Annotated in this window: 13 protein-coding genes; 6 read left to right on the forward strand and 7 right to left on the reverse strand. The window is 42.8% G+C overall.

Going from position 1 to position 14,505, the window contains the following annotated elements; genetic code table 11:
* The first annotated feature begins 22 nt into the window (after positions 1 to 22).
* Positions 23 to 730 carry a Crp/Fnr family transcriptional regulator gene (locus ACFVS2_RS13925; RefSeq protein WP_390234797.1) on the forward strand — a complete coding sequence of 236 codons (708 nt, stop codon included), beginning with the start codon at positions 23 to 25 and terminating at the stop codon, positions 728 to 730.
* An 83-nt stretch (positions 731 to 813) separates the two neighbouring features.
* On the opposite strand, the gene ACFVS2_RS13930 is transcribed toward ACFVS2_RS13925, so the two are convergent.
* Complete coding sequence (locus tag ACFVS2_RS13930; protein WP_390234799.1) at positions 814 to 2,313, reverse strand: nitrate/nitrite transporter; 1,500 nt, start codon at positions 2,311 to 2,313, stop codon at positions 814 to 816.
* A gap of 145 nt (positions 2,314 to 2,458) precedes the next feature.
* Here ACFVS2_RS13930 and hcp point away from each other — a divergent pair, with 145 nt between their 5' ends.
* Positions 2,459 to 3,754, forward strand: coding sequence for a hydroxylamine reductase (hcp, locus tag ACFVS2_RS13935; protein ID WP_390234801.1), 1,296 nt, complete (start codon positions 2,459 to 2,461; stop codon positions 3,752 to 3,754).
* A gap of 62 nt (positions 3,755 to 3,816) precedes the next feature.
* On the opposite strand, the gene ACFVS2_RS13940 is transcribed toward hcp, so the two are convergent.
* The 3 genes from ACFVS2_RS13940 to ACFVS2_RS13950 form a co-directional block, all read right to left on the reverse strand.
* Positions 3,817 to 4,650, reverse strand: coding sequence for a S1 family peptidase (locus tag ACFVS2_RS13940; protein WP_390234803.1), 834 nt, complete (start codon positions 4,648 to 4,650; stop codon positions 3,817 to 3,819).
* Between the two features lie 101 nt (positions 4,651 to 4,751).
* Entirely contained in the window at positions 4,752 to 5,813 is a 1,062-nt protein-coding gene (locus tag ACFVS2_RS13945) for a hypothetical protein (protein WP_390234805.1), read from the reverse strand.
* Complete coding sequence (locus ACFVS2_RS13950; protein ID WP_390234806.1) at positions 5,803 to 6,378, reverse strand: sigma-70 family RNA polymerase sigma factor; 576 nt, start codon at positions 6,376 to 6,378, stop codon at positions 5,803 to 5,805. The genes ACFVS2_RS13945 and ACFVS2_RS13950 overlap by 11 nt, the downstream gene beginning before the upstream one ends.
* 204 nt (positions 6,379 to 6,582) lie before the next feature.
* Between ACFVS2_RS13950 and ACFVS2_RS13955 the strand changes: the two genes are divergently transcribed.
* Positions 6,583 to 7,404 carry a DUF2785 domain-containing protein gene (locus ACFVS2_RS13955; protein ID WP_173616461.1) on the forward strand — a complete coding sequence of 274 codons (822 nt, stop codon included), beginning with the start codon at positions 6,583 to 6,585 and terminating at the stop codon, positions 7,402 to 7,404.
* Positions 7,405 to 7,484: 80 nt separating this feature from the next.
* Here ACFVS2_RS13955 and ACFVS2_RS13960 read toward each other — a convergent pair whose 3' ends face one another.
* Positions 7,485 to 8,078, reverse strand: coding sequence for a YdeI/OmpD-associated family protein (locus ACFVS2_RS13960; protein ID WP_390234808.1), 594 nt, complete (start codon positions 8,076 to 8,078; stop codon positions 7,485 to 7,487).
* Between the two features lie 127 nt (positions 8,079 to 8,205).
* On the opposite strand from ACFVS2_RS13960, the gene ACFVS2_RS13965 reads away from it, so the two are divergent.
* On the forward strand, positions 8,206 to 9,099 hold the full coding sequence (locus ACFVS2_RS13965) for a hypothetical protein (protein WP_390234811.1): 894 nt from the start codon (positions 8,206 to 8,208) through the stop codon (positions 9,097 to 9,099).
* Between the two features lie 220 nt (positions 9,100 to 9,319).
* On the forward strand, positions 9,320 to 11,137 hold the full coding sequence (locus tag ACFVS2_RS13970; RefSeq protein WP_390234813.1) for an APC family permease: 1,818 nt from the start codon (positions 9,320 to 9,322) through the stop codon (positions 11,135 to 11,137).
* Between the two features lie 29 nt (positions 11,138 to 11,166).
* On the opposite strand, the gene ACFVS2_RS13975 is transcribed toward ACFVS2_RS13970, so the two are convergent.
* The gene (locus ACFVS2_RS13975; RefSeq protein WP_390234816.1) at positions 11,167 to 12,963 is read right to left on the reverse strand and encodes an FG-GAP-like repeat-containing protein; all 1,797 of its coding nucleotides are present in this window, start codon (positions 12,961 to 12,963) and stop codon (positions 11,167 to 11,169) included.
* Positions 12,964 to 13,191: 228 nt separating this feature from the next.
* Here ACFVS2_RS13975 and ACFVS2_RS13980 point away from each other — a divergent pair, with 228 nt between their 5' ends.
* Positions 13,192 to 13,980 carry a hypothetical protein gene (locus ACFVS2_RS13980; protein WP_390234819.1) on the forward strand — a complete coding sequence of 263 codons (789 nt, stop codon included), beginning with the start codon at positions 13,192 to 13,194 and terminating at the stop codon, positions 13,978 to 13,980.
* Between the two features lie 134 nt (positions 13,981 to 14,114).
* On the opposite strand, the gene ACFVS2_RS13985 is transcribed toward ACFVS2_RS13980, so the two are convergent.
* Positions 14,115 to 14,330, reverse strand: coding sequence for a hypothetical protein (locus tag ACFVS2_RS13985; protein ID WP_390235467.1), 216 nt, complete (start codon positions 14,328 to 14,330; stop codon positions 14,115 to 14,117).
* Between the last annotated feature and the right edge of the window lie 175 nt (positions 14,331 to 14,505).

A 14,505-nucleotide genomic window follows, 5' to 3' on the forward strand; every position in this document is an offset into this window, starting at 1 on the left:
CCTTGTTGTAGGGAGGACCCACATGACCGGAAATGGCACAACATTTGTACAGCAGATTTCTTCCGATTTTGTGAATAGCCTTGAAACGTTTTCTATTAGGAAAAAATTCGTTCCCGGAGCCGTTCTGTTTTTGGATGGTGAAAGAGCTGATCAGCTATTCTTAATTTCGTCAGGCCAAATTAAGCTCACTAAAAACACCAACGATGGAAAAGAACTGACACTGCAAGTATTTGGTGCAGGAGAGCTAGTCGGCGTCTCCGGGCTCTTCGAACAGGAATTGACGTACACCTCCACAGGCACCATGTTGATGGAGGGTGAGATATGGATCATTCCGCGACAAGAGTTGGAAAAAATGCTCATCAAAAACGGTCAATTTTGCGTAGACTTCCTGCGTTGGATGGGATTGATGAACAGGCGGATGCAGTCTAAATTTCGTGATTTGCTACTCAATGGCAAAATCGGTGCCTTGTATTCAACGCTAATCCGCATGAGTAACACGTATGGCAAGCCACACCCCGATGGAATCCTCATCGACCTTTCCCTTACCAATCGTGATTTGGCACAATTCATTGGTCTGACACGAGAAAGTGTCAACCGGATGCTTTCCGATCTAAAAAAACAGGACACCATCGATCTGCTTCCCCAGGGACATATCTTGATTAAGGACCTTGCCTATTTAAAAGAAGCGATTTTTTGTGATGACTGCCCTCCAGATATTTGCCAAATGTGAGCAACGTCTACATCCTTTCCTGCACGAAAAAAGTCCTGGACTCGTCCGTCCAAGACTTTTTTTCATAAGTGGTTCAAGCTTCTTTATCCATGTCTTTGCTCCGCGAGCTCGCTGAACATGCCAGCATAGTACTCGACGTCTCCTGCATCGTCCAGAATCGCGCTGATCGTTAACCATTGGAGGTACTGATCTCCATTCTTCCGGCGATTCCAGATCTCTCCTTGCCAGTAGCCATTCTTCTTAATCGAGTCCCACATCTTTTGATAGAAATCGGCACTCTGCCTGCCTGATTTTAAAATATTAGGGGACTTGCCAATCACCTCATTCATCTCATAACCGGTCACTTTCGTAAAAGCGTGGTTCGCACTTTTAATGACTCCTCGTGTATCGGTAATCAGTATCGCCTCTCCCGTCTTTTCCATAATGGTAGCGGCGAGCTGCAGCTTCTCTTGATAAAACATCCACATCACCAAGACCAAGCTTGCCAGTGCAAACTGAGATAACGCCATGAAACCGATCGCGTAATGCCCCGTCAGATTAAACAGCAGCGTTAAGATCAACGGCGGGAAAAAGCCTCCTAATCCCCCCATGGCAGATACGATCCCATTCACAATCCCCGCTTGTCGCGAGAAATACATCGGCACTAATTTGAACACGGCTCCGTTACCGATACCGGCACATGCCGCTACTAACAAGCATCCTACCGTATACATCAAAATCGATGGCGAAAACGATAAGACAATACCAGACAAGGCAAGCCCTGCAAACACAATCATCAATGCCTTGAAGGGATTCCACCTATCTCCTAGCCAGCCTCCCACTGGTCTCGCAAGTGTCGCCAAGAGAATGAACCCTGCTGTTCTCATACCTGCATCTACTTTATCCAGTTGGAAATGGCTCACTAAAAAATTCGGGAGATACACGGTGAAAGCGACGAAGCAACCAAACGTAATAAAGTAGAACAAACTGATTAACCATAGCTTTTCGTTTTTGTAGACACTCTTGATCTGCTGACCAAGAGGAGTCACTACCTTAGGTTCATTTTTATCCCCCAGTAAGAAGGTAAGCACAGCGAATCCTGCAAGCAGTAGCATAAACATCTGTACGGTATTGGCCCATCCCAATGATTTGGCCAGAACTGGTGCTGCAAAAGTGGTTATCGCTGTACCAATATTCCCCATACCGTAGATTCCGTTTATAGAACCATGCTTCTCTTTCGGATAGTATTTAGGAAGAGAAGTAACACCAACGGAAAACACCGCTCCGCCTATCCCCAAAAATAGCCCGCCGATTAACAAATCTGTATAAGTGGTCGCCTGGCTAATATAAAAAACAGGGGCTAGCAGCAAGAGAAAGCTTATGCTAAATAATATTCTCGCGCCAAATCGGTTACTCCAATATCCTACGGGGATTCTCAGCAACGATCCAAGCAAGACTGGAATCGCTGTCACCCACGCCACTTCGCTTGCACTCATAGGTACGGTTTCTTTGATAAAAGGCATGAGCGATGACAGAATGACCCATACCATGAAACCGACCGTAAGACTCAACGTCTGTAACGGCAACTGCCATTTTCGTACCATAAACAACACCCCTCACTTGGGAAATCTTCTTCATCCACTATGATAAAAGGCAAAGTTTGGTTTCGTTGTGATTTTAATCACAGCTCCTTCCGGGCAATCCGCTTATAATCAAAGCGAAATCTTGAATCGAAGGAGTGGATTATACATGTTTTGTTATCAATGTGAACAGACTCCATCAGGTGGTTGTAAGGTCATAGGCGTTTGCGGAAAGAATGAAGATCTTGCGAGTATTCAGGATACAATTATTTTTGCTTTAAAAGGAATTGCAGCTTATGCCACACATGCTCGACAACTGGGCTATATCGATCCTGAAGTGGATGGGATTACACAGGAAGCTCTCTATTTTACATTGACGAATGTGAATTTTAACTTAGACGAACATTTGCAAATGGCCATGAAAGTAGGCAAAGCCGCCATAAAAGTCATGGAGCTTTTGGATCGGGCTCATACGGATCATTTCGGAGTCCCGCAGCCAATCACAGTCTCGCAAAATAAAATCGAAGGAAAATGCATCGTTGTTACGGGGCACAATCTGTTTGCTCTCGAAGAGCTGTTAAAACAGACAGAAGGCAAAGGAATCAATGTGTATACGCATTCCGAAATGCTTCCTGCACATGGCTACCCCGCACTGAAGAAATATCCTCATTTGAAAGGAAACATCGGGAAAGCATGGTACGATCAGCGTCAATTGTTTGAGAAATTTCCCGGCGCCATACTCGCTACAACAAACTGTGTAATGCCTATTCGAGGCAGCTACGCCGATCGTTTCTTTTCGTATGATATAACCGGTTTGGAAAATGTGACGAAAATTGTAGAGAACGATTTTACGCCGCTCATTGAAAAAGCATTGTCTCTTCCTGAGGTTTCTATCGAATCGGAACTGACATTGACGACCGGATATCATCACAAAACGGTCCTCGGCATCGCCCCTGAAATCATTCAGGCAGTCAAGGAAGGACAGATCAAACGCTTCTTCGTCATCGCTGGTTGTGACGCTCCTGGCAAGGGAGGCGAGTATTACCGTGAATTAGCTACGTCCTTACCGCCAGAAGCAGTCATTCTTACTACCTCCTGCGGAAAATTCCGTTTTAACGATGTAGATTTCGGCATCGTGCCAGGTACCAACATCCCAAGGTATATCGATTTGGGACAGTGCAATAACTCGGTTTCTACCATTACGATTGCGGCTGCATTAGCCGATGCCTTCGAGTGTGAAGTGAACGAGTTACCGGTAAGTATCGTTCTTTCCTGGTTTGAACAAAAAGCGGTTGCCATCCTGCTCGGCCTGTTTAGCCTGGGTATACAAGATATACGGATCGGTCCAAAATTGCCTGAGTTCATTCAGCCCGGTGTTCTGGAAGTATTGCAAGACTTGTTCCATATTCAGTTGATTGGTGATGCCCAAGAAGATATGAAGCAAATGCTCGGAATCACGCAATAGGCCGTCACCAATCACAAAATGAGGCACCTTCTTATAACAGGAAGGTGCCTCATTCTACCTTTTTATAACCATTTTGCAAGCCATTCTGAAACAGCTTGGTGCTGCAAATTGATTGCTTCTCCACCAGGAACGCTTTCCCGGATACTACCTCGTTGGATGCCTACAGACGTTACGTTGACGAAAATACCGACCACTTCTCCATACTCATTGACGGCAGCTCCGCCGCTGTTGCCATTCTCCACAGGAACAGAGCAGTCAAATTCCCACGGTTGCAGCTTTGTGCTTAACTGACACAACTCACCAGTCCTTACGATCCAGTCCGTATACTCCGCTTCGACAGTCAGTAGCTTTTGACCACTCACAAGTGGATCGGTGCTCAAAGACAGGAATGGTAATTTTGCAGACGGTCGCTCAATCTTATACAGAGCCAGGTCAACAGCATCTTTTCCTATTCCCGAGTGCTCCGCAACCAGCGTCGCATTTAACCAATCCCGAGAGTACGTTTTCACTCTGAAAGAGACTCTACCTTTGGATACGTGTTTTGCCGTCAGCAATAGGCCGCCTTTCAATAATACACCCGTACCGCCGAATCCAATGTCTATGTGAACCGAAGCAGCCTTTGCCAGCTTCTCGATTTCACTCCACGGCTTCGGTTGCTTGGCAGGTTTGGTAGGGTCTGGTTTTGGTTCAGGCTTCGGCTTTTCTGGCGGCTCGGGTTGAGGAACTGTTGCAGTCAGTTTTTTCGCCATGTTTTGGATGAGCAATGCTACCAAGTCTCCACGGACAACTCCGCCTTCATGAGCGTTTTGTACCCAGTATTCTGCTGATTGGATGACTGTTTGGTTTTGTAATACTTTTAATGCCTCTTTTGTCTCTTTATTCGCCTGTTTATTCAACGTTCATCCTCTTTTCATCGCTCTATTTGTTCTATGATTACTTTACCAAATATTCCTATTGAAACAAAAAAAGAGACGGTTCTCCCGCCTCTTCTCTATTACTACCATTCTGTTTCCGTTTTGTGTTCAATGACGCGTAGGACTTTTCGCTCAACTGCTTTCATCATTTGTTTCAGTAAATCATCGCTGATTGTTACTTTATTTTTTCCATCTTGAAGTTGTCTTTCAGCCTGTGTTTTTGCGATCACATCAATTACTTGTTGTTTCGAGATATTTTTAGATGCTGCAACCTCTACAACAGATTTCCCTTTTGCTATTTCTTCTTTTAACTCTGTAGGGCTCATTTTTAGTAAAGAAAACAGTTTTTCATCGTTTAAGAAGTTATCAGCAGTATAATCAGGTTTACCATCTCTGGAAAAATAACCTTCTACTTCCTTGTTTGATGGTGCAGGAGCTACCGGAGAAAGACTAATGGTATTACCGTGAACAAATACTTGGTAACCCTCTCCCTCTGATCCCTTCTTGATGTAATTCAAGATAAATGTTTTTTGATCTGGATTCTCCATTTGCTCCATGGCAACCTCGTACTCGTTGATGTTGCCATACACTTTATCAATGAGCTGATCTACCTTCCCCTTGATTTCCTGATCGGGCAAAGTAATGAGTGGTTTCTCCTTAGGCTCCCAATTCTCTTGAGTCAGGTCTTGAATCACATCCGTAATACCGTTTGTATGGAGGGTAATCTTTTTGCCGGTTCCCCCTTTTTCCTGCAAGACGATGCTTAGTTGGACCTTTTTGGTTGAATCATTGGGGTCTCCAAGGTAGCTAGCATCGATAATCTCAAACGATTTTGTTTCGGGAATTGCAGCATATAGCTTCTCAAGTGTTGCTTTTCCAACCTCATCCAACTTAACTTGTTCAGTAGTCATTGGTGCTCGAGTAAGCATGTCAATCACAACAGGGGCCGCAAATGCTGCAGTTGGAATCAAAATCGCAGCAGCAACTAATCCACCAATTAAACGTTTTTTCATCGTTATTTCGCTCCTTTTTCGTTGCAAATAGTAAGAATAGGATTGTTCTATACGTTTGGAAATGGCCGGCGGGCACTCCATCTTTTCTGCCTCTTCGTGCAGATGTTCATAGATTTTGCGTTCAATAGTCATTGATCTTTTCCATCCTTTCCAGGGGGAGATTCCCGAAGTCTTTTCGAAGCGCCTGGAGGCCAGCATGATATCTGGACTTGACTGTACCCAACGGAATATCGAGCAACGTCGCAATTTCCTCAAGAGTATAGTCGTGATAAAAGCGGAAGATAATCACTGTCCGTTGTTTGTCGGTCAGTTTTCGTATGGACTGGGATATCAGTTGGTTCCTCCCATCCATCAACGCAGTATGTTCATCCCAATAAGACTCTTCCTGGGAGTAGGTACGGATGCGTTCAAAAATGCGGAATCTCCTCCAGCTCTTGACCCGAAATCTCTGCACTTGACGGATTACCAGGCCATGCAGCCAGAACTGGAAAGGACGGTTCGTATCGTAATTAGCAAGTGATGTCCACATTTGCATATAGATTTCATTCATGACATCTTCCCGATCTTGCTTATGATCCACCAGAAAGGAGACGGTCCGGTATACGTCCTGAAAGGTGGCATCATACATCGTATGAAATGCTTGTTCATCACCCTCTTTCATTTTTATAAGTAATTGATACATCTCTTCATTTTCCATTCAGAGGGCCCTCCTGAGTAAGCTTACACACTATATTGTCTCTCTTTCGGAAAATGGTTCGGTCCTCTTCTAAATTTTTTTCAAATGTCTTAGGGTCTCTTGTCTGGCAATTGTACAGGGAGGTTCATAACCTATTTATGTCGAAACTTAAACTGTCACTTACCGCAAAGTCAGTTCGGAAAACTTCGAGTAGGAGCGTGTAAAATGAATGTAAAAGAAAAGCTGATATTTATTAAAGATAACGGCTACCAAGCCCCACCCGATACATTCCAATTCATACAAGAAATGATGAGTCACATTGGTTCTTTGGATGCCGAACTACGAGATGACCTCATTTATACAACCTTATCACATTGGATTCCTGACAATTCTCTAACTGCAAACGAACTGGAACAACTGATACCAATCATTCTAGATCAAAACCATTTGCTCTTTAGACTTGGTGAAACAAATACAGATTCTGTCTTTACCCGCTCTTTCTCCATGCTAGTCATACCGCTCCTTCTTATGAGACACAGAGAATCCCCCTTTCTCTCCCGCGAGAACATCCATGCGATCAAAGAGAAAGTTTTTTATAACGTACGAGAAGAGCGTGATTATCGAGGATATGATGAAGAAAAAGGCTGGGCTCATGCCATAGCCCATGCAGCAGATGCATTAGACGAATTAGCTCAATGTCCCGAACTGGATAAAAATGACCTCATCACCATCCTCGATTTGGTTTACGAAAAGATGACCATCACCGATCGCATTTACTCCGATGGGGAAGATGAGCGCATGGTAAAATCCATCATTCGTATTTTGAATAGAAAAATACTTAGCCAGGTTTATGTAGAGCAATGGATTCAAAGTTTTGGTGATATGGAGAAGAGTTCCGAATTTCTTCCTGCCTTTAAACAAAAAAATAATATAAAGAACTTTTTGAAAAGTCTGTACTTCCGAGTGAAATTTTACAAAGTAGATGCCGATCTCTGCCCAACCATTGAGCAGACATTATATAAAGTAGAAAAAGTATACTATTCGTGATATCGCGAATAAAACGAAATACAATAACAAAAAAGAGGCGGTTCTCCCGCCTCTTCTTCACCATTTTCTCATCAAATATACTAATCATTTAATCCCTTTCCATCGAGAATTTGCTGCATACATTTTTCAACCCTTGCCTCTCGCGTTTTGGCTTGTTTGGGTGCTGAAAAATGAAGAATGTAGGCTCTTTGCCGTCCCGGAGTCAATGCTTCAAAGGCAGTTTTCAAGGTAGGGATTTCATCCATTTTCTTTTGCAATTCTTCAGGAATGATGTATTCTTCATGCTTTTTAAGATTCACTTCTAAACCAGCTTTTTCAACTTCAATGGCTTCTTGAATATAGGCCTTCAATATAGATTCCATTTCCATGATTTCTTTGACATTGGTGAACCGGATCTGGCGGGCCGCCTGTACATTCTCCGTTTGTTGGATGAGAATCCCGTGTGGATCCTTTAACAAGGCACCTTTTTGAAAAAGTAGCGCACAATATTCTTTAAATCCATGTATTAAAACGATGTTTTTTTTCTCAAACGTGTAACAAGGATGCATCCACTTAAAATCTTCGGTCAGCTCACAGTCAAGAACAATACTTCTCAACTTCTCGTATTCAGCCTTCCACGTTTTCGCCTTGCTTAAAAATTCATCAACCTTCGGATTCGTTTTACTTGTTGTCATCAAGGAACACCTCTCATCTAGTTGGTGTCATGTCAATTTTTAGTTTTGACATTATGGTATTTGTATTATTCTATCATCATGTATTCAGGTTCCTTCTTTTAAAGAATGAGCTCTATCAGATTAAGAGGTGATTGATTTGGATATCGATTTCTATAGGAAATGGGCTTGCCAAAAAATGATCGAATCATCACAAAGCAATATATGGGAAGGACATTGGGCGTGTGCGGTTATTGCCTTGACTGAACTCTTGGAAGATAAACTTGTACCTGCCAAGTTGGAAGATTTGATTCGTAAAAATCTTGATAAAGTTGTGGAAGAACATGCAAACGAACAGCAGTATCGGGCAAACACAGAATACGAAGATTTTCCTGCTCAAATGATGAAACTGCTTGTCCAAAAGAGCCATACATGCCATGCGCTTGGTCATGACGCGATTTACACGTTCTATTTGCTGAGTATGCTCTCTCGTTCCCATATTCCAGCAACTGCCGAATTGTTTGATGCCATGGGGAAAATGGTTAGTAGTTTCGCAGCATCAGGTCCTGGTTTTGTTACTGTGAATGGAGAGAATATCGTCATTGATCCTGACGGCGTACCAAATACAGGTGTAAGATTACAGCTGACTCCGGAGACTTTGCTTGACTTACTCCATAACTTTCAGAGACCGCTGCAAATGGAGAAAGGCGATATGCAGTTGGGGCATATCCTTACGCATGGTCATGCTATTGTAGAAATGAAACAAGCTTACCGCCATTATGTACATGACAATCTCGATCCGGCCTTTTACACAAGAATCAACCTCTTAGCTTATGCTAATACACTTGAGGAAAATCGGGTTGTTGAATCCGATTCGATGGTTATGGAAAACGAGTTGAATCCATTAGAACCTTCCTACTGGGAACAAGCATTAGTTGAAAGCAGGCATGGCCATTTTTATAAATACGCGTACAGTTATTTGAGACTTTGCCGAATATCGGGCCGCAGTCCATCCGATTTTCGATTGTTTCAACGTATTCTGTAAACGGATGATGTTACGGATACAAAAGTAAATTCAGGTGAATCTAATTACATGACTGCAACGGGTTTTGTCCAAAAGCATGAAGCGAAAGGACAAGAACCCGTTTTCTTTTTACTCAAAAGTACCATCATCTCCGCACGCGCCAAGTCATTGATCATGTAGTTGCGTAATATTATTGTGGCAGTGGGAAAACTAACGGGAAATGTCAGATAGGGGAATACACATGATATCAGAATTCAAGCGATTTTTACTCGGTAGACCTATGAAATCAAGTGAACTTGCCGGAGAAAAGTTAAATAAAGTAAAGGCTTTGGCGGTTCTTTCATCTGATGCTCTATCTTCTGTCGCTTACGGAACAGAACAGATTCTTCTCGTGTTAATTACTTTGGGTGCAGTAGCGATGTGGTACTCTATCCCCATCTCCATTGCGGTTGTTGGTCTTTTAACCATCCTCATTTTGTCTTACCGACAAACCATCTTTGCTTATTCAACTGGTGGTGGAGCCTACATTGTCGCAAAGGACAATTTAGGAACCACTACTGGACTGGTTGCAGGTGGATCTTTGCTTGTGGACTACATTTTAACGGTTGCTGTTAGTACGTCTGCTTCTACAGACGCTATTACTTCGGCATTTCCAGTTCTACATGATCATCGCGTTCTTATTGCTCTGTTCATGATTGCCATCGTAACGGTATTAAATTTACGTGGAATCACAGAATCGGCAACGATTTTAATGTATCCTGTTTATTTATTTGTTGTCGCTATTCTCGTCTTAATTATTGGCGGCGGATATCAATGGATGGTTGGAAATGTGCAAGCTCATCCCCCACAATATGGGGCAGTTGTTCCAGGAATAACTTTATTCCTCCTATTGAGAGCATTTAGTTCAGGGTGTTCCGCATTAACAGGGGTAGAAGCCGTATCCAATGCAATTCCCAACTTCAGGGACCCAGCACCGAAAAATGCAGCATTAACGCTTCTCATGATGGGACTTATCCTCGGTGTTATGTTCATGGGCATTAGCCTGTTGGCTTATTTGTATGGGATTTCACCGAATCCGAAGGAAACAGTAGTATCTCAAATCGCTTCTGCTGTTTTTGGACGAGGAATCATGTATTACTCGATCCAAGCTGTTACAGCACTTATTTTATTCCTGGCCGCTAATACTGCTTTTGCAGCCTTTCCTTTACTCGCCTTTATGTTAGCCAAGGACAGATTTATGCCTAATATGTTCATGGTTCGAGGAGATCGTCTTGGGTTTTCAAACGGGATTATTTTCTTGGCTATTCTTTCAGCACTATTAGTGATTGCGTTTAAAGGAGAAACGGAAAACTTAATCCCTTTGTATGCGCTCGGTGTTTTTATACCGTTTACCTTGTCACAAGCAGGAATGATGAAACGCTGGATTTCCAAAAAGCCCCGAGGGTGGCTAGCACCTTTTGTTATTAATACTTTAGGAATGCTAACAACCCTCACCATTTGCCTGATCTTTTTCATTACAAAACTCTCGCAGGTATGGCCGATTTTTGTGTTCCTTCCTATCGTCATTTTCATTTTTAGGAAGATAAATCAGCATTATAGAGATTTGGCAAATGAGTTACGACTTGATATGGAAACAGACAAACCCGAACCAAAAGGGAGTGTCATCGTTATTCCTGTGGCTGGGATTTCGCAGGTAGTGAAAAGCACCATTAGTTATGCGCAATCCTTGTCGGACGACATTGTCGCTGTCTACGTCGGGTTCAATGATGAAGACATGAAAAAAATGGAGGAAAAATGGGAGCTCTGGAATCCCGGAGTACGTTTGATTGTCCTGCGTTCACATTATCGCAGTATAATAAGACCTTTGTTTAAGTTTATTGACACGGTTGAGTGGAAAAAGGCAGAGACGGATCATGTTACTGTCATGATTCCACAGTTTATTACCAAGCGCTGGTGGCATAACTTACTTCACAACCAAACGAGTTTATTAATCCGCGCGTATTTATTCGCCCGCCAAGATGTAAAAATTGCTACGGTTCCATACCGATTAAAGAAATGAAGCAGTAAATATTCCCCTATATAGTTCCATCATTTTTGTTTATCTTGATCATCGTGACTGTTATTTAAATCCAGGATGAGCCTAAAATTTGATTGAAAGACTACCCAATCATACTCTTTTTTTACTCGAATGATTTCTGGCTGAATACTGTTGGAGACTCCAGAAGTAACGGTAACCACAAAGCTGCAGGAGGCCATATTTCCTGACTGATCCCTGGCTGTGCAGGTGAGCATTGTCATTCCTACAGGAAACTCCATGGTAAAAGTTGCAACTGCAATTGGTGCAGGAGGGGAAAAGGACCGTGTGATCCCATGACAGGTAATAGAGGTTACCCCACAAGTATCAGTGGCAGTGACTTCATACGTAACAGTAGCGGACGTTTGCCCGGGTAAAACAAGGACTGTGATGTCCTCAGGACAAGTGATGGTTGGAGGTTCGTCAATAACCGTGATGGTAAATGAACATACTTCCGTATTCCCAAATATATCTTGTGCCGTACAGGTGACAACAGTATCTCCCACTGGAAAAAGTGAGCCGGAAGGCGGAGAACAGGTAACAGTGACTCCGGGGCAGGTGGCAACAGGTGTTGGATAGTTTACAATAGGGCAGGGTACGACCATGTCAGGCGGGCAGGTTGGTGGCTGCACGCAGCCATTGAGCAAAACTGAAACATTGCTCGAATCCTCGTTTGCAGTAGCAATGTCAATTCTTCCGTCTCCGTTAAAATCAGCCGCTGTAATACTGAAAGGACCTGCTCCTGTAGGGAACTGAAAGGGAGTCGAGAACCCGCCTGTTCCGTTGTTTATGAGAATAGAAACATTATCAGAACCTGCATTTGGGGTAGCCAAATCAATGGCTCCATCACAATTAAAGTCAGCCGCTGTTATATCAAATGGAAATGCATCAGTGCCCAAGGTAAAGGGACTTCCTGCTGCTTCTGTAAAAGAACCGAATCCATCGTTTAGAAAGACGGTTACATTACTCGTTGCGTTATTTGCGACAGCGATATCAATAAACTGATCACCATTTAATTCAGCAGATACAAGGCTACTGGGGGATGAGCCACCGGGAAGTACAGAGAAACTCACTCCAGGAGTTTGGAACGTACCGTTTCCATTCCCTCTAAACACTGTTACATCATTGGTGTCTCGATTGGCAGTGGCCAGATCAAGCTTGCCATCTCCATTATAGTCAGCCGCTACAATATCAGTTGGGGCCAATCCAGGGTTCGTGTCAAAAGGACTTCCTGGCGCCATGCTAAATACACCTGATCCATCATTCAACAAGACAGTAATAAAACTAGTTCCTGCAAGTTGGCCCCTATTTGCTATGGCTAAGTCTAAACCGCTCACACCATCAAAGTCACCTACAGCAATAGCAAAAGATTCGGAAACAGCAGGAAACACACCGGTACTGTAGGCTACAGGTGAAGCAAAGGTGCCATCTCCGTTATTGAAAAGGATAAAAACGCGGTTATTGGAAGATTGATCTGTAACAGCCAAATCTATAGAACCATCTCCATTGAAATCAGCTGCTGCAATTTGACCTAGTACAGACCCCGGAAACAAAGTACTGAAGGGTATCGTTTGTGATATGGAAAATACGCCGGACCCATTGTTCAGAAGAATGGAAACATCATTGGACCCAATATCCACTACGGCCAAGTCTATGCGACCGTCTCTGTTAAAATCGGCAGAAGTAATGCTGGAAGGAGAGGTTCCTCCCGTATTATATTCGACTGATGGCTGAAAAAATGGGCAGGCCAATTTGGATTCACCCTTTCTTATAGGAATACTGTCAGCCATTCCCTGATCGAAATGCTTCACTCCAAACACCAATAAAGGCTAATAAATGCACGTGATGCATACTATGCAAATGCCTTTGATCATGATATGGCTGTTTAGGCATGAACGTGAATCCACTAAAACAAATGCTGGAAAATTATCAGGGTGATAATTTTCCAGCATTTGTTTTGTTAACATTTAACATTAGTGATATAGTTTTCACGTGATTTATAGAAGATTTATGTTTTTATAGAAAGGGAAAGTGAACTTATGAAAATTACTTCATTAATCAAGGGTTTGGGGATTTCGGCAATTCTATGTTTACTATTGCCACTAACTACTTATGCTGCTCAATATGGAGATGTATTGCCAAAAGTTGAAGACGGATGGCAACGCTATGAATTCAACAAACCAGATACAGATCCAAACATTCAATATCATGGGTCTTCCTGGTTTATGGACACAACAGCCCCTACATACACTGGAAAGACAAGTGGTAACTCAATGGCGAGCAAGACTGTCGGAGAAAAGATAAAGTTTGATTTTACTGGGACAAAGTTGAATATTCGATCCTATCTTTATTCTGGAGTCTATCACTTAAAAATTGATGGTGTAGACATTGGAGACATTAATTCAAACGGTAAAACAGCTTATGGAGTGACATATGTAAATGAGTCGCTAACTAATTCACGTCATAGCGTTGAGATTACTGTTAAGGAACCGTATTTTTGGATAGATTCAATCGACATAGATGAAACTGGAACGGTTATTTCTCCGGACACTCCAAATCCAGAGCCCGAACCTGAACCAGAGCCAACACCAGCGGGTAATGACGCATTGCTTGTTATTAAAATGATCAGTGGTCTTGAAAAAGAGTTTGAGCTAACTGCTTCTGAGATTGAAGACTTTATCAACTGGTATAACAACCGCGCTGACGGTAACGGCAAAGAAATTTATATGTTTGAAAAAGACTTCAATATGGGACCATTCACCGCTCGAAAAGATTATGTAGCATTTAGCAAGATTCAATCCTTTGAAGTTATGGAATATACCAAATAACATGATGAGGCACCTCCCTAAACATAAGGATGGTGCCTCGCACTTTTTAAGACGCTGTTTACGCTAAAAAAGATAAGCCCTCCCCAGATTTTTCCGAAGGAGAGCTTCTATAATTTTATCGTGAGTTTTATACCTTATTTAAGAATCACCTGTACAGGGGAAGTCTTATAGGTTGTATTTCCAATACCTAATTCTCCATGACTGTTGAAGCCCCAGCTCCATACAGTTCCATCAGATTTTACCCCAAGAGATACATTCGACCCAGCCGACAGGGATTCAAAATTAAATAAATTTGTAATTTCGATAGGAACTGCAGTGGAAGTCTTCGTTCCATTTCCTAACTGACCAATTCCATTTGCCCCCCACCCTTATGCGTAGGCGACACACCAAGCTCAATGACACCTGCAGGTCGACCGTTATAGTGTGCAAGCCATCCGAAATCACGTTTGCTCCATCCCGCGATAAGGACGTCTACATACGTATAATTGATGATCTTGATGAAATCGACTGTCCGCTTATCCGAAT

This window comes from Brevibacillus sp. NPDC058079, assembly GCF_042885155.1.
Classification (GTDB): domain Bacteria; phylum Bacillota; class Bacilli; order Brevibacillales; family Brevibacillaceae; genus Brevibacillus.

Bases quoted from the DNA above. Each gene is read 5' to 3' on its own strand.
- ACFVS2_RS13925 (WP_390234797.1), top strand. From the start codon at position 23: ATGACCGGAAATGGCACAACATTTGTACAGCAGATTTCTTCCGATTTT.
- ACFVS2_RS13930 (WP_390234799.1), bottom strand. From the start codon at position 2,313: ATGGTACGAAAATGGCAGTTGCCGTTACAGACGTTGAGTCTTACGGTC.
- hcp (WP_390234801.1), top strand. From the start codon at position 2,459: ATGTTTTGTTATCAATGTGAACAGACTCCATCAGGTGGTTGTAAGGTC.
- ACFVS2_RS13945 (WP_390234805.1), bottom strand. From the start codon at position 5,813: ATGACTATTGAACGCAAAATCTATGAACATCTGCACGAAGAGGCAGAA.
- ACFVS2_RS13950 (WP_390234806.1), bottom strand. From the start codon at position 6,378: ATGGAAAATGAAGAGATGTATCAATTACTTATAAAAATGAAAGAGGGT.
- ACFVS2_RS13955 (WP_173616461.1), top strand. From the start codon at position 6,583: ATGAATGTAAAAGAAAAGCTGATATTTATTAAAGATAACGGCTACCAA.
- ACFVS2_RS13960 (WP_390234808.1), bottom strand. From the start codon at position 8,078: ATGACAACAAGTAAAACGAATCCGAAGGTTGATGAATTTTTAAGCAAG.
- ACFVS2_RS13970 (WP_390234813.1), top strand. From the start codon at position 9,320: ATGATATCAGAATTCAAGCGATTTTTACTCGGTAGACCTATGAAATCA.
- ACFVS2_RS13980 (WP_390234819.1), top strand. From the start codon at position 13,192: ATGAAAATTACTTCATTAATCAAGGGTTTGGGGATTTCGGCAATTCTA.